The sequence below is a fragment of the Candidatus Pseudothioglobus sp. Uisw_016 genome, assembly GCF_048087635.1.
In the GTDB taxonomy this organism is placed as follows: Bacteria; Pseudomonadota; Gammaproteobacteria; order PS1; family Pseudothioglobaceae; genus Pseudothioglobus.
On sequence record NZ_CP159806.1, the window covers coordinates 610,726 to 628,859 of the forward strand.

Annotated in this window: 19 protein-coding genes; 10 read left to right on the forward strand and 9 right to left on the reverse strand. The window is 36.0% G+C overall.

The genetic code is table 11. From position 1 onward, the window contains the following. Positions 1 to 63 precede the first annotated feature (63 nt). Entirely contained in the window at positions 64 to 642 is a 579-nt protein-coding gene (gene mobA / locus ABXT69_RS03005; RefSeq protein ID WP_416679071.1) for a molybdenum cofactor guanylyltransferase MobA, read from the forward strand. On the opposite strand, the gene ABXT69_RS03010 is transcribed toward mobA, so the two are convergent. Both ABXT69_RS03010 and ABXT69_RS03015 read right to left on the reverse strand, forming a co-directional pair. Continuing rightward, on the reverse strand, positions 639 to 1,091 hold the full coding sequence (locus ABXT69_RS03010; protein ID WP_416679073.1) for a molybdenum cofactor biosynthesis protein MoaE: 453 nt from the start codon (positions 1,089 to 1,091) through the stop codon (positions 639 to 641). The two genes, mobA and ABXT69_RS03010, sit on opposite strands and share 4 nt — an antisense overlap. 60 nt (positions 1,092 to 1,151) lie before the next feature. Next, the gene (locus ABXT69_RS03015; protein WP_416679076.1) at positions 1,152 to 1,847 is read right to left on the reverse strand and encodes a YczE/YyaS/YitT family protein; all 696 of its coding nucleotides are present in this window, start codon (positions 1,845 to 1,847) and stop codon (positions 1,152 to 1,154) included. A gap of 167 nt (positions 1,848 to 2,014) precedes the next feature. On the opposite strand from ABXT69_RS03015, the gene ABXT69_RS03020 reads away from it, so the two are divergent. The 4 genes from ABXT69_RS03020 (at position 2,015) to ABXT69_RS03035 (ending at position 7,152) form a co-directional block, all read left to right on the forward strand. Continuing rightward, positions 2,015 to 2,812: a phytanoyl-CoA dioxygenase family protein gene (locus ABXT69_RS03020; RefSeq protein WP_416679078.1), complete on the forward strand. Its 798-nt coding sequence runs from the start codon at positions 2,015 to 2,017 to the stop codon at positions 2,810 to 2,812. Positions 2,813 to 2,816: 4 nt separating this feature from the next. Further along, positions 2,817 to 3,578, forward strand: coding sequence for a TSUP family transporter (locus ABXT69_RS03025; protein WP_416679080.1), 762 nt, complete (start codon positions 2,817 to 2,819; stop codon positions 3,576 to 3,578). Positions 3,579 to 3,761: 183 nt separating this feature from the next. After that, positions 3,762 to 5,546 carry an ABCB family ABC transporter ATP-binding protein/permease gene (locus tag ABXT69_RS03030; protein ID WP_416679082.1) on the forward strand — a complete coding sequence of 595 codons (1,785 nt, stop codon included), beginning with the start codon at positions 3,762 to 3,764 and terminating at the stop codon, positions 5,544 to 5,546. Positions 5,547 to 5,754: 208 nt separating this feature from the next. Next, positions 5,755 to 7,152 (forward strand): aspartate ammonia-lyase, encoded by a 1,398-nt coding sequence (locus ABXT69_RS03035; protein ID WP_416679084.1) that lies wholly within the window; start codon positions 5,755 to 5,757, stop codon positions 7,150 to 7,152. A gap of 40 nt (positions 7,153 to 7,192) precedes the next feature. On the opposite strand, the gene ABXT69_RS03040 is transcribed toward ABXT69_RS03035, so the two are convergent. The 5 genes from ABXT69_RS03040 to ung all read right to left on the reverse strand — a co-directional run bounded on the left by ABXT69_RS03040 (position 7,193) and on the right by ung (position 10,238). After that, on the reverse strand, positions 7,193 to 7,759 hold the full coding sequence (locus ABXT69_RS03040; protein ID WP_416679086.1) for a DUF4389 domain-containing protein: 567 nt from the start codon (positions 7,757 to 7,759) through the stop codon (positions 7,193 to 7,195). A gap of 19 nt (positions 7,760 to 7,778) precedes the next feature. Further along, positions 7,779 to 7,997: a helix-turn-helix transcriptional regulator gene (locus ABXT69_RS03045; protein WP_416653046.1), complete on the reverse strand. Its 219-nt coding sequence runs from the start codon at positions 7,995 to 7,997 to the stop codon at positions 7,779 to 7,781. 9 nt (positions 7,998 to 8,006) lie between these two features. Continuing rightward, positions 8,007 to 8,426 (reverse strand): hypothetical protein, encoded by a 420-nt coding sequence (locus ABXT69_RS03050; RefSeq protein ID WP_416679088.1) that lies wholly within the window; start codon positions 8,424 to 8,426, stop codon positions 8,007 to 8,009. Between the two features lie 103 nt (positions 8,427 to 8,529). Then, positions 8,530 to 9,570 (reverse strand): 4-phosphoerythronate dehydrogenase, encoded by a 1,041-nt coding sequence (locus tag ABXT69_RS03055; RefSeq protein WP_416679090.1) that lies wholly within the window; start codon positions 9,568 to 9,570, stop codon positions 8,530 to 8,532. After that, positions 9,567 to 10,238 carry a uracil-DNA glycosylase gene (ung, locus tag ABXT69_RS03060; RefSeq protein ID WP_416679092.1) on the reverse strand — a complete coding sequence of 224 codons (672 nt, stop codon included), beginning with the start codon at positions 10,236 to 10,238 and terminating at the stop codon, positions 9,567 to 9,569. Before ung ends, ABXT69_RS03055 begins: the two co-directional genes overlap by 4 nt. 50 nt (positions 10,239 to 10,288) lie before the next feature. Between ung and ABXT69_RS03065 the strand changes: the two genes are divergently transcribed. From ABXT69_RS03065 to ABXT69_RS03075, 3 genes are read left to right on the forward strand one after another with little or no spacing between them, the layout of a single operon-like run. After that, entirely contained in the window at positions 10,289 to 10,945 is a 657-nt protein-coding gene (locus ABXT69_RS03065) for a thiopurine S-methyltransferase (protein WP_416679094.1), read from the forward strand. Beyond that, positions 10,945 to 11,250, forward strand: a complete 306-nt coding sequence (locus ABXT69_RS03070) for a cold-shock protein (protein ID WP_416679098.1) — start codon at positions 10,945 to 10,947, stop codon at positions 11,248 to 11,250. The genes ABXT69_RS03065 and ABXT69_RS03070 overlap by 1 nt, the downstream gene beginning before the upstream one ends. After that, a complete protein-coding gene (locus tag ABXT69_RS03075) occupies positions 11,251 to 11,859 on the forward strand; it encodes a transglycosylase SLT domain-containing protein (protein WP_416679100.1) in 609 nt (202 codons plus the stop codon). It begins immediately after the preceding gene. A gap of 110 nt (positions 11,860 to 11,969) precedes the next feature. Here the strand turns inward: ABXT69_RS03075 and ABXT69_RS03080 are convergent, their stop codons facing one another. Beyond that, positions 11,970 to 13,685, reverse strand: a complete 1,716-nt coding sequence (locus ABXT69_RS03080; protein WP_416679528.1) for an ABC transporter ATP-binding protein — start codon at positions 13,683 to 13,685, stop codon at positions 11,970 to 11,972. 79 nt (positions 13,686 to 13,764) lie between these two features. Here ABXT69_RS03080 and ABXT69_RS03085 point away from each other — a divergent pair, with 79 nt between their 5' ends. Both ABXT69_RS03085 and ABXT69_RS03090 read left to right on the forward strand, forming a co-directional pair. Continuing rightward, the gene (locus tag ABXT69_RS03085; RefSeq protein WP_416679103.1) at positions 13,765 to 15,399 is read left to right on the forward strand and encodes a CTP synthase; all 1,635 of its coding nucleotides are present in this window, start codon (positions 13,765 to 13,767) and stop codon (positions 15,397 to 15,399) included. 55 nt (positions 15,400 to 15,454) lie between these two features. Next, on the forward strand, positions 15,455 to 16,693 hold the full coding sequence (locus tag ABXT69_RS03090) for an NAD(P)/FAD-dependent oxidoreductase (protein WP_416679105.1): 1,239 nt from the start codon (positions 15,455 to 15,457) through the stop codon (positions 16,691 to 16,693). Between the two features lie 36 nt (positions 16,694 to 16,729). On the opposite strand, the gene der is transcribed toward ABXT69_RS03090, so the two are convergent. After that, positions 16,730 to 18,121, reverse strand: coding sequence for a ribosome biogenesis GTPase Der (gene der / locus ABXT69_RS03095; RefSeq protein ID WP_416679106.1), 1,392 nt, complete (start codon positions 18,119 to 18,121; stop codon positions 16,730 to 16,732). Between the last annotated feature and the right edge of the window lie 13 nt (positions 18,122 to 18,134).

The following is an 18,134-nucleotide window of genomic DNA, read 5'->3' on the forward strand; positions in this document are numbered from 1 at the left end:
ATATTATACAATTGTAAGTAAATTTTCTAATTAAAAATAACTTGAAAAAAGCACAAGCACTAAGTGAATAAAATATCAAAAAATGAGATTTCAGCTGTCATCTTAGCTGGGGGTATGGGCTCAAGAATGGGCGGAAAAGATAAGGGGCTTATTGAGTTTCGAAACCTTCCATTAATTTCATATGCAGCCAGTGTTGCTAAGGATAGGGTAAGTCAAATATTTATAAGTGCAAATAGAAGTTTAGAGGATTATTCTAAATATGGAAAAGTAATAGAAGATGACTTAGAAGGCTATCAGGGTCCACTAGCTGGAATTTCTAAAGCTTTAAAAGTCTGTACTTCTAATTATTTGTTAGTACTACCCTGCGACAGTCCAATGATTAATGTGACCTTAATCGATTCTCTTATTAAGAGAATGGAGTCTAGTGAGTGTGATATTTGTGTTGCTCATGATGGGCAAAGAATGCACGCAACCTTTGCGCTTATGAAATCAAATCTTAATGAAAGTCTCGATGAATTTTTAGTAGAAGGGGGTCGTAAAATGGCTCTCTGGTATCGTCAGCAGCAAACTGAAAGAGTTAATGTCTCAAGTCATTTGGAGCTGTTAACTAATTTAAACAGTCCAGAAGACTTTAATATTTAAGATTTCCAGCGTTTTTTTTGCTTTTCATCTTTGGATCTCGCACCAACCCACTCTTCATTATTTTCTGTTACTTCTTTTTTCCAAAAAGGGGCATCAGTTTTAAGGAAATCCATAATGAAATTACATGAGTCAAAAGCTTCTTGACGATGCTTACTAGTTGTTATAACCAAAACTATTTGATCGTTAACATTAAGAGTTCCAATGCGGTGAATAATCGTGACATTTTCAATTTCCCACTTATCTCTTGCCTTTTTAACGATTGATTCTAAAGATTTTTCAGTCATCCCTGGGTAGTGCTCAAGAGTCATAGAGCTAAGCGATTTCGGTTGAAGGTCTCTAACTGTTCCAACAAAACTTACAACAGCGCCAATACTAGAGTTATTGGCCTTAGCAAGCTTAACTTCAGTGGTTAAGTCGAAGTCGTCGGGTTGAATGAGAATTTTATCCATTCTTTGATTTTATCTTTATTACGATTATTACTGGAATTAAATATTTAAAAATGACTCAAACTAGTTTTGCTTTGATAATTTTCCTACAAGAGTTATTCCTAGTGCAACTGATGGCCCAATTCCAAGTGCAAACATTGCAGTTCCAAGCCCAACAACCTCACCCAATAATTTGTCAATGTTATTAAGGAGACAGAGAGAGCCAACTACTACTACGCTGATTTCAATCGTTGTTCGAATTGAATATATTGGCATATTAGTTATTCTTTGTAAGCCAATCATTAATCCATCCCTCGGTCCGGCGCCTAAGTTTGAAATCAAATAAAACCCACTTCCAAGCCCAATAACAAGAATACCAATAATGACCTGTAAAACCTGCAATGGATAAGCTTCAGGGTATGGCAAGTAATAAACTGAAAACTCAATTGTTAGTGCTATTATGAAGGCATTGAGAATTGTTCCCATCCCAGGTTTTTGTTTAAGCGGAATCCACATGAATAATACAAATATGCTGATAACAAAAGTAGAAAAGCCAATTGACCAATCAGTAAGGTTTGAAATCCCTTGGGCTAATACAGTGTATGGGCCAACACCAGCACTACTGGTAATTAAAAGACTTTCTCCAAGACCAAATAAAAATAATCCAAATACTAAAAATATAAAAGTTAGTGGCTTGGGCTTAAGATTAAACGAGTCTTCAGAGCTCCAAGCAACTTTAGGAATTGTTTTAATAGTAAAGGTCTCAGAAAAAAGTTTCATGGATCATTGAGGCTGTAAAAAATTACAGTAATAATACAGTTGTTTATGTCAACTCTAGTGCTGTGTATTAATTATTATATTTATCTTCTAAGTTTCAAGTTTTAATGATTATCATAGGTTTATTGAAAATGAACTCATAAATTATCAATATTAACCAGTCAGCCCTCATGAAAACACTTCTTACTCAATCAGAAATACAAGACTTTAAAGATGATGGTGTTGTTGTTCTTAGGGGCGTTTTTAATGAGTGGATTGATACTTTATCTAAGGGAGCTGACTTTCATATTAAGAATCCAAGCGAAGGTGCATTGTTACACAAAGGAAAAGATTTTCAAGGCAAGTTTTTGGAGGACTTTTGTAATTGGCAGAGGATTCCAGAGTATAAAGACTTTGTATTGAATTCACCCCTTGCTTCAATTGCAGCAGACTTAATGGAGTCAAAATCAGCACAATTTTTTCATGACCACTTTTTTTATAAAGAGGCACTCTCAGGAGTCCCAACTCCTTGGCATCAAGACCTTCCTTATTACTGCGTTTCAGGCCATCAAACGGTCAGTTTTTGGCTACCTCTTGAGTCAAGAGAGAAGAGCGTTTCATTGAGATCACTGGCAGGAAGTCATCATTTAAATAAAGAGATTCGGCCAACAAGCTGGGCTAATAATGAGAGTTTTTATGAAGATAATAAAGCTTTTATGGATATGCCAAATACTGATAATGGTGATTTTAAAATTAAGCAATGGGAAACTGAACCAGGTGACGTTATTGCGTTTAATTTTAAGACAATACACGGTGCAAATGCTAATAAGGTGGATGATGTCAGCCGAACTCTTTCGTTTCGCTTGCTTGGAGATGATGTGGTTTATCATAATAGACCAGGGCGAACTTCACCTAATTTTCCGGGTATTAACCAGAAAGATGGTGAACGATTAAGGGGGGACTGGTTCCCTATTATTTGGGGTAATTAAGATTATGGATTTAGCAAATTACTCTTTGGAGATTCTAACTTTTTTATTTTTCGTTGGCATGGTCGCTGGTTTTCTAGATACCTTGGTTGGAGGAGGTGGTTTGTTAGCAGTGCCTGCATTATTATTAAGTGGTATTCCGCCTATCTATGTCCTGGGAACAAATAAATTTCAAGGAAGTATGGGCACTGGAATTGCAACACTCCTTCTTTTTCGTAAAAAAAAGCTGAATTGGAGTGCTATTAAATATTTAATGTTAGTGTCTTTTATTGGCTCGGTAATTGGCGGAGTTATAGTTCAGTTTATTGACACCAAGGCGCTCTCTTTTGCAATACCAATAGTGCTGGTATTTATTTCAATTTATTTTATTATCTCACCTAAACCTAAAAAAACCTCTAAGAGTTCGGCATCCAGCAAAAGTTTTGATAAATATGCTGTTCCAGCAGTTGGTTTTTACGATGGTATGTTTGGACCTGGCGCTGGATCTTTTTTTGTAATGACAGCAGTTATGCTAAAAAAACTTGAAATTATTCAAGCAACAATTCTAGCAAAGCCATTAAATTTTGCATCAAACATTGCTGGATTTATAGTTTTCTTTAGTTTTGGCCATATAGCCTTTTTAATTGGCCTGGTAATGATGGCAGGACAATTAATAGGGGCTTTTTTTGGTACTCATTATTTATTGAAGGCTAACCCATTTGTTATTCGGTTTTTAATTGTCATTATGTCAATTTCAATGCTTGCTCAGTATTTGTTTTCTCTGATTTAGCGTTGAATTATTTAAGTAACTTTGTTGGATTCTGAACAATATCTCCATCAATAATCAAATACACATGATAATGTTGTTTCTGTCGATTGACAAAGATGGAAAGAATATTATTATTGCTAGAGTATTCGACCATTCTAAAATCAACCCCTAAACCCAAAACTTTTCTAACTAAAGTGATACTCGATGAATTCAAGCGTTAACCAAACTAAGGCTTACGATTTTAAAACCAGAGATATCAAGGTTTTAAAAAAGCTCTTGCCGTATTTACTTAAAATGCGAGCCCGTGTTATTTGGGCTGTTAGTTTTTTAATGTTAGCAAAATTGGCTAATGTTGCTGTTCCACTTGCGCTTAAAGAGATTGTTGATGGACTTGATAAGACGAATTTAGTTTTGGTGTTGCCACTTGGAATGTTGCTAGCTTACGGTCTTTTACGACTGTTAAGCTCACTATTTAATGAGCTTCGTGATGCCATTTTTGCCAAAGTTCGTTATCATGCTATGAATTTAATTGCACTTGGCGTCTTTAGGCATTTACATACTTTGGATTTATCTTTTCATTTGGATCGTCGCATTGGCGGTATTACTCGTGATATTGACCGGGGTACACTAAGTGTCTCCACCTTACTCTCCATTTTTGTCTTTAATATTTTGCCTTCATTATTTGAAATATGTTTAGTAATCGGCATTTTATGGCTAAATTACGACCTTCTTTTTGCTGGTGTTTCTTTATTGACTGTGTTCTTCTATGTTACGTTAACATTGGCTATCACTACTTGGCGGATGAAGTATCGTTACCAAATGAACGATATGCAATCTGAGGCCAATACCAATGCGGTCGATAGTTTGATTAATTACGAGACCGTTAAATACTTCAATCAAGAAAAATTTGAAGTCGATCGTTACGGTGAGACGATGCAGCGCTGGGAGAATCTTGCCACTAAAAGCTTTACTTCTATGACAGCGCTTAATTTTGTCCAAGGCGCAGTAATTGCTATCGGTGTAACTATTGTTTTGATTATGGCAGCTCAAGGTGTAGTTGATAAAACTCTTAGCTTGGGTGATCTTATTATGATTCAAGCACTACTTTTACAGCTCTTTATTCCACTTGGTGGTTTAGGTATTATTTATCGTCAAATTAAACATAATTTTATTGATATGAATAATATGTTTGACCTATTGGATCGCTCCTCTAAAGTCAATGATATTGCAGATGCGGCAGAGCTCAAAGTTACTCAAGGCGAGGTTAAATTTAACAATGTTTCTTTTGCTTATGCAGGAAAACAAGAGGTGCTAAGCAATATTAACTTTGTTCTTAAACCGGGACAAAAAGTAGCGATTGTTGGTCCTTCTGGTGCCGGTAAATCAACACTTGCAAAGCTGCTCTTTCGTTTTTATGATATTTCTAGCGGTGAGATATGCATTGACCAGCAAGACATTAAACAATTCACCCAAGATTCGGTTCGTGGCGTTATGGGAGTAGTGCCTCAAGATCCGGTTATGTTTAATGAAAGCATTTATTACAATATTGCTTACGGTCATGCGGGTGCAACCGAAGCTGAAGTTAAACAGGCAGCAAAGCTCAGTTTTATTGACAGCTTTATTGACTCCTTGCCGCAAGGTTATGACACATTGGTTGGTGAGAGAGGCTTAAAACTCTCAGGCGGTGAAAAGCAGCGTCTAGCGATTGCACGAGTGCTGTTAAAAAATCCACCAATATTGATTTTTGATGAGGCAACTTCGGCGCTTGATTCGTATTCGGAGAAAATGGTACAAAAGGCGTTAGCCAGTTTAGCCCATAAGCATACAACATTGGTAATTGCTCATCGCCTTTCCACCATCATCGATGCTGATCAAATTATTGTGCTTGGTAATGGCACTATTGCCGAGCAAGGCAAACATCAACAGTTGCTTGATCTCAATGGCCAATATGCGAGACTTTGGCAGATACAAGTCAATAAGCAAACTTAGGTATAGCTGTATTGAAAAAGAGTGGCTTGAAAGTTGTCTAAAGAAGTCATGCTATTACAACCATACTTTGAAAGTATGAACAATTATGCGAGGGATGGTGGATTACAGAAGGCTTGAAATTATATAATGCTTTCAAAAATAAGATTCTCTTAAGCGTATCATTTGCTCAATCTAGTGATTAAGGTAATATTTTTTAATATCGGAAATTATGGAATATAGAATAGAAACAGATTTTTTAGGTGAAATGAAAATACCTTGTGATGCTTATTACGGAATCCATACTAAGCGTGCTGTTGAAAATTTTCCTATAGCGGATGTTGCGATTTCAGTTTATCCAAATATAGTTATAGCCTATGCAATGGTCAAGCTTGCTTGCGCTCGTGCAAACAATAAGTTGGGCTTATTAGAGGATGAAATTTTTGAGCCTATAGTCAGCGCTTGTGAGAGAATTATTAATGGTGAATTTCATGATCAGTTTATTGTGGAGATAATCCAGGGAGGCGCAGGCACTTCAACAAATATGAATGCTAATGAAGTCATTGCTAATGTTGCACTAGAAATGACAGGGAAAGAGAAGGGTGACTACGAGTCCATCTCCCCCCTTATGCATGTAAATATGTCACAGTCAACGAATGACACTTATCCTACTGCCTTGCTGGTTGGATTTTTAAAAGAATATGATCCTTTATTGGAGGCAATTAAAGCCCTCTCTGATTCTTTTCATGCCAAAGGTATTGAATTTTCTGGGGTCATTAAAATGGGGCGAACACAACTTCAAGATGCTGTGCCAATGAGCCTTGGTCAGGAATTTACTGCTTTTGGGAATACTTTGTTAGATGACATTAAAAGGCTTAATGAGATGTCACAATTATTTTTAGAGGTTAATTTAGGAGCCACCGCTATTGGAACTGGAATTAATAGCCATTTAGATTATCCAAAAATAGCAGTAGAGGCTTTGGCAGAATTATCTGGATTGCCTTTAGTGCTGGCTCCAAACCCAATTGCTGCAACCTCTGACACCAGTGCCTTTGTGTCATTCTCATCTGTTTTAAAGCGAGTAGCTATAAAGCTTTCAAAAATATCTAACGACTTAAGATTATTATCATCAGGCCCAATTGCAGGTTTTAATGAGATAAACCTTCCTGCTGTTCAAGCTGGATCATCAATTATGCCTGGGAAAGTTAATCCTGTTATTCCTGAGGCTGTTAATCAAACTGCTTTCCAAGTAATTGGAAATGATTTAGTAATTACTTTGGCAGCTGAAGCTGGTCAAATGCAGCTCAATGCTTTTGAACCTGTTTTAGCCGTAAATATATTACGCTCATTACGCTATATGACAAATGCGATGGTTATGCTAAGGACAAAGTGTGTGGACGGAATTACAGCTAACGTTGAAGTTTGCGCAAGATATGTTGAACAAAGTCCTGGGATAGCAACATTTTTTACGCCTCATTTAGGCTATAAAGAGTCAGCTCGTATTGCCAAAAAAGCTCTAAAAGATGGAATGACTGTTCGAGAAATTATTATTCAAGAGGGGCTTATGACAGAAGAGGAAGTGAATGAAGTTTTGCATGTAGACAATCTGACAAAGCCTAATATTCGTTGAGTTATTGAAGTTCAAGGGACCACACTTTAAAGACTTTAAGTTAACCGAGTTTAAATGGTGGGTACTGATCTGTTGTTAATAAAAATGCGTAAGCATTTACTCTTAATGACCAGCGCAAGAAGCCTTCAACAAAATCAAATATGCCTCTAGGATATCTTCCTGTGAATAGAATAGCAAACCAAGCAAAAATAGTACAAAAAACAACAGCAATGAACATAAATACTAAAGCGATGAAGTGTGGGATAGCAAGAAACCATTTGACAAGTGGCATCCATCTATTTAGGTCTTTCTTAGTGTCTGGATAAGGTATATCAACTTGTACTGCTTGTTCATCCTCTGTTGAAGGATATTCATCCCTCATTAACAACCCATAGGCAGCAATTCTATAGATAAATTTAGTAATACTGACATTCCAATCAAACCACCACTTTGGGTATTTTTCTCTAAAGAGGATCATCAAAGCTATTGCAAGGGAAAATGCTTCAGCAGGAGCTATCAGAGCAAGAGTCAGAATAATTGGTATGATTAATACTAATCTAAAAAGAGCTGTTAATTTATTAGATGTTTCTGAGTATTCAATCTTAAGGTTTACTGGGTATTGCTTCATTTTTAATCCTTTTAGAAAATTATTTACCAATATAAAAAACTTCTTGTATCTCTTTGTTGAATGCTAATGCAATTTTGAAAGCTAACTCTAGAGAAGGGGTGTACTTATATTTCTCAATGGCAACAACTGTTTGCCTGGAAATACCAACCAAATCAGCAAGTTCTTGTTGTGTCATCTCGTTATTATTAAATCTGAGTTTTCTGACAGAATTTTCTATATTAATTTTTTTCTTAGCCATTGTAAATAACTATTTATAGAGATATATTTTCAAAAATGTACTGCAGATGCTTGCTAAGAACACTGAAAAAGTTATAGCAATTATTCCAAAGTTAATATGTAGGTTAAACCATCCTAATAGAGCAAGAATAATTACAAGGGAGATACCAAATATGACACTACTTACCCTCAAAGCATAGAACTCAATGATATTATCCCTTTCATCTACGACATTTTTTTCTTTGCTCTCAGTAATGATTTCTGAAACTATGGCGATAACTATGGCAAAAAAGATAGCTGCAAGTATAGATATTCCAATGCCTTGAACAAGCGCTTGAGTAATTGAAGCGATACTCATATTAGCTGCTGCAATTAATTTAGAGTACATCCAGATAATTGCTATGACAACTGAGATTATTTCGGTTAAAGTATTTCTAATTTTTATATTCATATTCATATTCATAAGTTATTTAATATGTAAATTATAACATACTTAATGTAATGTATAACATACTTTATGTTAATAATATTTTACATAATTGGGGATGAGTTTTCTATAATTTATGAGGAATAATAAAATTTGTATGAAAATGCTTCCATTCATAGCGCTCAGGGTAATGACGTCTATAATCTTCAAACTTTGAACTGTCTTTGAGAGCTTCATGGTCATCAAAGAATGAGTATATTGAGTTGAGTGTATCATGAAGAGAGCTTTCATTAATGGCTCTTATTTCAGGGTTAATAAGCGACTCAATTTCATTGTTAATTGGAGCTTTATTAAAGCTACATAACTCTTTATAAATCATAAAACTACCCATAAATTTTGCATCTATTGAGTGCCCTGCAATGTGAGGTGTTGCCCAGTAAGAGTTTCTTTGCAGTCTAGGATTAATATTAGGCTCATTTTCCCAGCAGTCTATTATATTTTCTTTTGTTTTGGTCTTTTCCCATAGGCTTTCATCGATTATGCCTCCTCGAGCTGCATTGATTAATATCGCATCTTCTTTAATGAGGTTAAAGTTTTGACTTCCAAGAAGGTTATGAGAAGGGTGGGCCCCTGAAAATGTTAGGGGAGTATGGAAAGTTACAATATCAGCACTTAGCGCTTCATCAAGGTCAACAAACTTATTTTTTCCTTCATTAGCTTCTCGAATGGGATCATTAAGAAGAGTCGTTATCCCAAGTTGATTTGCTTTAAAGTCTAGCCTAGAACCAACATTTCCAACACCAATTATTCCAAGCGTTTTGGTTGATAAATCAAAGTTATGATCATTCGCTAGATTGGAAAGAGCACTAATTACATACTCAGCAACTGCATTGGCATTGCAGCCCTGGGCAGATACAAATGAAATAGCATTTTCTTTTAAATAATTTTCATCAACATGATCAAGCCCAGCTACTGTCGAGCCAACAAACCTGACTTTAGTTCCGTCAAGGAGTTGTTTGTTGACTTTGGTTCTCGATCTGACAATAAGTATCTCACAATCTAATAAACTCTCTCGGGTAATTAGCCTACCTGGTAGGGTAGTAATTTCACCAAAACCAGAGAAGATTTCTTTGTAACCCCATACTGCATCATCAATCATTAGCTTCATGGGCTAATGCTCCAGTCAATAGCTTCTTGATTTGTTGACTTAAGGTAACTGTTTGTTTTAGAAAAATGCCTAGAGCCAAAGAAGCCTTTATAAGCTGAAAAGGGAGAAGGGTGAGGAGCGCTAAGTATCAGATGTTTATTGCTGTCAATTAATTCAGATTTCTTGTTTGCATAAGCGCCCCATAAAATAAACACTAAATTATTTTTATGGCTACTTAAAATTTTAATGACTTGGTCTGTAAAGTTTTCCCAGCCCAGGTTGGCATGCGAAGCAGGGCTATTTTTCTCGACTGTCAGAACGCTATTAAGAAGAAGGACGCCTTGGTTAGCCCACGAGACTAAATGTCCATGCTCAGGTTTAGAGAAGCTCACATCATCACTTTGAAGCTCCTTAAAGATATTTCTAAGTGACGGCGGAATAACAATACCTTTTGGAACTGAAAAGCTTAAGCCTTCTGCCTGACCTTCTCCATGATAAGGGTCTTGTCCTAGGATTATTACCTTGGTTTTTTCAAAGCTTGAATACTCCATCGCTTTGAACCAAGAGTCTCTGGGCGGGTAGATATTTAAATTCATTTTTGATTGAAGATAAGAATCTAAAGCAATGAAATATTGCTTTTCTTTTTCAGGATTTAAATAATCTGACCAGTCACTTTTAAAATGGGTCATAATGTTTGATGATTAACTAATATGACTTTCTATTATATCAAGGAATAAATATGACAGACTGGTACAGTAGATGGGAGAGCAATAAAATCGGTTGGCATGCAGACCAAGTTAACCAGAATTTAATTGATTATTTTTCAAAGCTCGACTTAGATAATGGTGATAAGATTTTTGTACCACTTTGTGGTAAGAGTGTTGATATGTTCTATCTATTACAAAGAGGCCTCAGAGTTGTCGGCGTAGAGATGAGTGACATTGCTGTTCAGCAGTTTTTTAGCGAGAATAAATTAGAATATTCTGTTGCCAAAGTTGATGATTTAATACTTTATGAGGGTGATGGAATACAAATATTCTGTGGAGACTTCTTCACGTTAAAAGCAAACCACTTAGTTGACGTTAAAGCAGTTTATGATCGTGCATCACTTATTGCCTTAGATAAGGCGTTAAGACAGAAATATGTTAATCATTTAAATGATATAATATCCAAAGATGTAAGGGTGTTATTGTTAACTTTGAACTATCCTCAACATCAATGGGTTGGCCCGCCTTATGCTGTTAGTAAATTGGAGGTTGACTCACTTTATGGTGGTTCGTTTCAATGTCAAGAACTTCAAAATATTAGTGATATTGAAAATGAGCCAATGTTCCTACTTCAAGGAGTAGATTTTGTTGAAAAAGCAGTGTATTGTCTGCAAAAAGTGAGAATGTGATGGCTAAAAAAATGACGGGCATAGTGGCCCAATTTGGTACAAAAGGTTATGGATTTATTACGGGAGACGATAATGAAAAGTATTTCGTTCATCAGAAAAATGTTTTTAATAAATCACGTTTAAGAAGTGATACTAGAGTTAAATTTAAAGTTGAAAACTCTGATAAAGGTTTAGTTGCTATTGATGTCAAGTTAGAGAAGGTTGTTGAAGAATCAGAGCCATTAACTGACAATGATATTAAAGCAATGTTCGGAGTCTTATTAGTTTTTCAGTTGATTATTGCTTACTTTGTTTTTATTGCTTAAATGAAAAAACTGTTTGTCCTAAGTTTGTTAGTTGTAATTTCTGTTTCTGGGTGTTTTTCAACGCCTGCTAGAGAAGTCACTAACATCTGTAATTTGCTTGATGAGAAGGTGAGTTGGTATCGAGCAGCTAAGCTGAGTGAGGACAAATGGAAAGTGCCGATGTATTTGCAGATGGCAATCATTCATCAAGAATCTCGCTTTGCTTCAAAAGCAAAACCACCACGAAATAAAATTTTTGGAATCATACCTGGTGCAAGGCCAACAGATTCATTTGGCTATACCCAGGCTAAAAAAGCGACTTGGGACTGGTATCAACTTAAAACTGGCAACAAGACTGCTAAAAGAGATGATTTTGCTGATGCAATTGATTTTGTTGGTTGGTATGCTAACCAGTCTTCATTACGCTCTAAGATAAGTAAGACAGATGCATATCGACAGTATCTTGCATACCATGAGGGACATGGTGGTTTTAATAAGAAAAGTTATGAAAGCAAAGCTTGGTTAATTGATATCGCAAAAAAAGTTGAAAATAAATCTAACACTTATAAGACTCAGCTTTCCCAGTGCAGAGATGAGCTCGATAGTAATAGAATATGGACGCTTTTCTAGATCACTTTGAAAAAGTGGCTTGATTCATTAAATACCCTTTGCTACCTATTCTAATGAAAGAGATTTATCAGACGTAATAGATCGAATAAAAGACAAGTAAAGTTAATTTATTAAATTTGCTGCTGGTTAAGCTTTGCGTATTCTCCAGAGGCCTTAATGAGCTCTTTATGGGAGCCTTGCTCAATAATCTCACCTTCCTTTAGAACGATAATACGATCTGCATTTTGAATTGTGCTTAACCGATGAGCAATAATGATTGTGGTTCGTCCTTTCTGCATTTTAGTGATTGCTGACTGAACAAGTTTTTCAGTTGCAGAGTCGAGCGCTGAGGTTGCCTCATCAAGAATTAAAATAGCACTGTCTTTTGCAATTGCCCTAGCAATGGAAAGCCTTTGGCGCTGACCGCCAGATAGGGTTACGCCATCTTCACCTATGTCAGAGTCAAATTTATTATCTAGTTTTTCAATGAACTCTATTGAATTGGATACATTCGCTGCATTAAGAATTGACTCCTTTGACATTTTGTCTTTTTGTCCAAAGGCAATATTGCCACTAATAGTGTCATTAAATAGTCGTACATTTTGATCAACAAAAGAAAAATATGATCTGAATGATTCTAAATCAAAGCTATTAATATCTTCATTATTTATAGAAATTTTGCCATTTGTTGGGCTATAAAAGCGAGTCAATAGATTAACCAAGGTTGTCTTTCCACTTCCTGTGGAGCCAACGAGTGCAATTGTCTCACCTTGATGGATACTTAGAGTGATATTTTTTAATGAGGGTTTATTATTGGAATAAGAGAAACTTACATTATCAAAATAAATATCTCCAGTTGCTTGATTCATTTTTTTACTACCAAGATTAGACTCAGCTTTTTCATCAATTAAATTAAAAACACTGACTCCAGCTATCATTGCTTGTTGTAAGGGTTTGTTAATATTAATAAGAGTCTTGGCAGGTTTGATTAGCATACCCATTGCAGTAAAGTAAGCTAAAAAATCACCAGCAGTCATCACTAAGTATGTAGATGATAAATAAACAACACAGCCTAAAGCTAGTCCAATTAAAGCGTTTACTATCGAAGTATTAAGGCCGCTTGCCATATCAACTTTAAATCTTTGCTGGCGAATCGTATTAATAATATTAAAAAAATTATTTTGCTCACTAGCTTGAGCATTATATATTTTTATTAGGTCATTTCCTGAAATATTTTCATCAAGAAGATGTGTCATTTTCCCCATTGATTCTTGAACTTTTTTTGAACCTTTTCTGATTCTAGCAGTAGATAGTTTTACTGCAAAATATACAAGCGGAAGAAGGATTAGAAGAATAAGGCTTAATAGGGAATTTTTATAGAATAGATAAGCTGTTAATATTACAACAGTAAATGAAGACTTTATAAATTCTAGCCAAATAGTTGATGCGGCAGCAGAGATTTGCTCAACATCAAAAGTTAACTTAGAAAGTGTCTCTCCAGTTGTATTGTTATCAAAGTAAGTCTTTGGAAGCTTGAGAAGTTTTTCAAACATATCAACTCTAAGGTCTAATATTACTTTGTTAGAAATCCAAGAGCTTGCACTTATTGATATCAAGGCAAATATAGAGCTGATTGCTATAACAATGAATAGGATTAATGAGTATGAAAATGCAGCATCACCAGAGCGATTAGAAGAGAATAATGTATCAACTATTTGGCCCGTAATCTCAGGTATTGAAGTCTCCAATACCGTAGCAAAAACCATCATTATTGAGGTAAAGGCAAGTTTTCCAATGTGATCTTTTAAATATGGAAAAAGTCGCTTTACAAATTGTCTATAACCCATCATGATTTGTTTGTTTGGATGTGCCCATATTCTACCTAATTTTGTGTATCATAACTATTTCAAACTTTGTTAGTTTTACATGACAAAATACATCTTTATAACTGGTGGTGTTGTTTCTTCTTTAGGTAAGGGGATAGCCTCCGCTTCGCTGGCTTCAATTCTAGAAACACGAGGCCTTAATGTTACTCTTCTTAAATTAGACCCTTACATAAATGTTGACCCTGGAACAATGAGTCCATTTCAACATGGTGAGGTTTTTGTCACAAATGATGGTGCTGAAACTGATCTAGATTTAGGCCACTATGAACGATTTGTTCGAACTCAACTTGGGAAAAAGAACAACTTTACAGCTGGAAGGGTGTATCAAAATGTCATAGAGCGTGAGAGAAGAGGTGATTATCTTGGCGCAACGGTTCAAATTATTCCTCATATTACTGATGAAATAAAAAAATTAATGAAAGAGGGTGTTGAAGATGCAGATGTAGCCCTTGTAGAGATTGGCGGAACAGCTGGTGATATTGAATCCCTTCCATTTTTAGAAGCTATTCGGCAGATGAGTTTGGAGCTTGGTCGTGAGAATACCTTATTCATTCATTTAACGCTTCTTCCTTATATTAAGGTCGCAGGTGAGCTAAAGACTAAACCAACTCAGCACTCTGTAAAAGAGCTTCGAGGTATTGGAATTCAGCCAGATATCCTTATTTGCAGATCAGAGTATGCACTAGAAGATTCAGATCGTAAGAAGATTGCTTTATTTACAAATGTTGCTGAAAATTCAGTTTTTATGTCTTTGGATAAGGATACTATTTACAAGGTTCCTGAAGATCTTCATGAGCAGGGTCTTGATGATGTTGTTGTATCAAAATTGGGACTTAAATGCGGTGCAGCAGACTTGTCAGAGTGGAAGAATGTTGTTTCAAAGTTAGAGAGGCCTAATCATAGCGTCGATATTGCTATGGTTGGAAAATATATGGATTTAACAGAGTCATATAAATCTTTATCAGAAGCCCTAATTCATGCTGGAGTTCATACGCAGACAAAGGTAAATATTCATTATTTTGATTCTGAAGAGATCGAAAAAAATGGTGCTGGTGCCTTAAGTAAAATGAGCGCAGTGCTTGTGCCTGGCGGCTTTGGATTACGCGGTATAGAAGGAAAGATTAAAGCAGTTCAGTTTGCTCGTGAAAATAATATTCCTTTCTTAGGAATTTGCTTAGGCCTTCAAGTTGCTGTAATTGAGTTTGCTCGAAATATGGCACAAATGGACGGAGCAAACAGTACAGAATTTGATGAAAACACAGGTTATCCAGTGATTGGGCTTATTACTGAGTGGCAAGATGAAAATGGAAAAACTCAAAAACGTGATTCAGAGTCACACTTGGGCGGAACTATGAGGCTCGGTGGTCAAGAGTGTAAGCTAGTTAAGGGAAGCCATTCTCAAAAAATTTATGGTTCAGATAAAGTAGTAGAGAGACATCGTCATAGATACGAAGTTAATAATAATCTTATTTCTAAAATTGAAGAGGCAGGCCTTAAAATTTCAGGAAGGTCTTCTGATGGCTTGTTAGTTGAAATGGTTGAAATTAAAGACCATCCTTGGTTTGTCGCTTGCCAATTTCATCCAGAATTTACTTCTACACCTAGAGATGGACATCCTTTATTTGAAAGTTTTATCAAGGCGGCAAAACAAGCTCATAATCTAATACTCTCTTAAGTTTTATTTGTATTAAACTTTAAACATTGTCAATCGTTATTAAAAATCTTGTCCAATGATAAAAACTGATGTAGTTATTTTGGGTGGAGGAGTAATAGGCTTATCCATTGCTCTAAAGATGCTAAATGCTGACAGAGAGACAATTCTTTTAGATCCTGAAGAGCCGGGAACTGGAACCTCTTTCGGTAATGCTGGAACAATAGCTGAATATGCTGTCCTTCCTGTTGGATCTCCTGACATTATAAAAAAACTGCCATCTTTATTGTTTAATAAAAATAGCCCTATTTCTGTAAGGCGCTCTGAAATTTTCTCATTAGCGCCATGGTTGATTAGATTTTTATACCAATCCATGCCCAAGCAAGCTGCTAAAAACGCCCAGGCAATTTCAGATCTTTTAGCAAACTCACGACTTCGTTGGGAAGACCTTGCAGATCAGATAAATGGCAAATCTTTATTAAATAGTAATGGCAATATCTACTTATATAAAACAGATTCTTCCTATGAATCTGGCTTGAAGGATATTAATAATCGGAAGAAGTATGGTTTAAATGCCGAAATGTTAAACCCATCAGAGCTAAATAAGCTAGAGCCAAATTTGAATTTATCTGAGGGCGGTGCATCTTATTTCCCAGATGGAGCTTATATGAGCGACCCTGGAAAAATGACAAGACTATTGTTAGACGCAAGTGTTAAAAAAGGATGTCAGGTTATTAAGAAAGCAGCCAATAGAATTGAGAGGACTAGTGAAGGGGTTAAGGTAACTTTAGCAGATAAATCAGAAGTTATATCCAAACATCTAGTCATAGCGGCTGGTGCATACTCCAAGAAATTTGCAAAACAGGCTGGGGATAATATTCCTTTAGATGCTGAGCGTGGATACCATGTTGAATATGACATGAAAGATCCATTATTAAATAGACCTTGTTGCTCCGCAGAGAGCGGATTTTATATGTCTCCAATGACTGGAAGATTAAGAGTTGTTGGTACTGTTGAGCTTGGAGGGCTCAGTCCAGAAATCTCTAGGCATAGAGTAAACCACTTAGAAAAAGGAGCTTTAAGTTTTTTTCCAGACTTAGGAAAACCAAGTAGGGAATGGCTGGGTTTTCGTCCATCAATTCCAGATAGTAAGCCAGTTATTTCTCAATCTAGTAAAGGTAATGATATTATTTATGCCTTTGGACATGGTCATATTGGGCTAACTTTGGCGCCAGTTACCGCAGAAATTGTTGAGTCGATTATTACCAAGTCTAAGCCCCCAATTCCAATTTCTGAATTCTCAGTCAAAAGGTTCTAATAATAATCACACCTTTAACTTTGTTACATTTCAAGTTTATTTCTTTTTAACGAATCTCATTAGGCGTTTCTTTTTTTGGACTTGTCGGGCTGAAAGAATATTCTTCCTATCTTTAAATGGATTTTCACCACTTTTATACTGGATTTTTACAGGTGTATTTGTAAGCTTTAAAGATGTAATAAAGAAATTCTTTAAAAAACGCTCATAGCTACTTGGAACGCTATCAACATGATTGCCATGAAAGGTAAAAGTTGGTGGAAAAACATCTGATTGATTGACAAACTTTAATCTAAGTCGTCTACCAGCAACAGGGGGAGGAGAGTGGGCTTTATTAGCCTGTTCTAGAATTCTATTAAGTTGTGAAGTTGGGTGTCTTCCGCCAGCATGCTCAAAAGATCTTTTAATGGGTCCAAATAATTTTCCAACACCAGATCCATGAAGGGCTGAAATATAATGAACTGAGGCATAATTTATAAATGAAAGCTTAATATCAAGTTTTCTTTTTACTTCACTTTTTTGATAATCATCCAAACCATCCCACTTATTAATTACTATTAAAAGTGCACGACCTTTGTCCGCTATCATTCCTAAAAGAGTAGCATCTTGTTCAGTCACGCCTTCGTGTGCATCTAAAACTAGAACCACAACATGTGAATCTTCAATTGCATCTTTAGCTTTAATAATACTAAAAATTTCAACTTTATGGCTGACACTTCTTTTGCGCCTTATTCCAGCTGTATCAATTAAGGTGTACTGCTGACCTTCTCGCTCAAAAGGGATAAAAATCGAGTCACGAGTTGTTCCAGGAAGGTCGACCGCCATAACCCTTTCTTCACCCAATATACGGTTTATGAGTGTTGATTTACCAACATTAGGTCTGCCCAAAACAGCTACTGCAATTCCCTTAACTTCTGGGATTATGTCTTCTGTTGCAGCGGGAAGAAGAGGAATTGTTTTTTCAATGAGATCTGGAATTCCTTGATTATGCTCAGCTGATATAAGGCAAGGATCCCCTAGTCCGAGTTCATAAAATTCTGCACCTGAACTTTTATTTAACCCTTCGGCCTTATTGCATACTAAGATAATGTTTTTTCTGAGTTTTCTCAGCTGAGAAGCAATATCTAGATCAAGAGAAGTAACGCCATCTTTATTGCTGACAATAAAATAGATTACATCTGACTCATTAAGTGCATTGAGTACTTGAGCATGTATCCCAGAATCAATAACTGATTCTTCGTGTGTCATACCGCCAGTATCAACAATTGTGCAATGAATGTCATCTTCAAGCTCGATATTCACGTATTGACGATCACGCGTTAGACCTTCAAAATCAGAAACAAGCGCCTGACGAGACTTGCTAAGACGATTAAATAGTGTCGACTTGCCTACATTAGGCCTGCCAACCAATGAGATGATGGGGTAGCTCACAATTTTCTAAAAA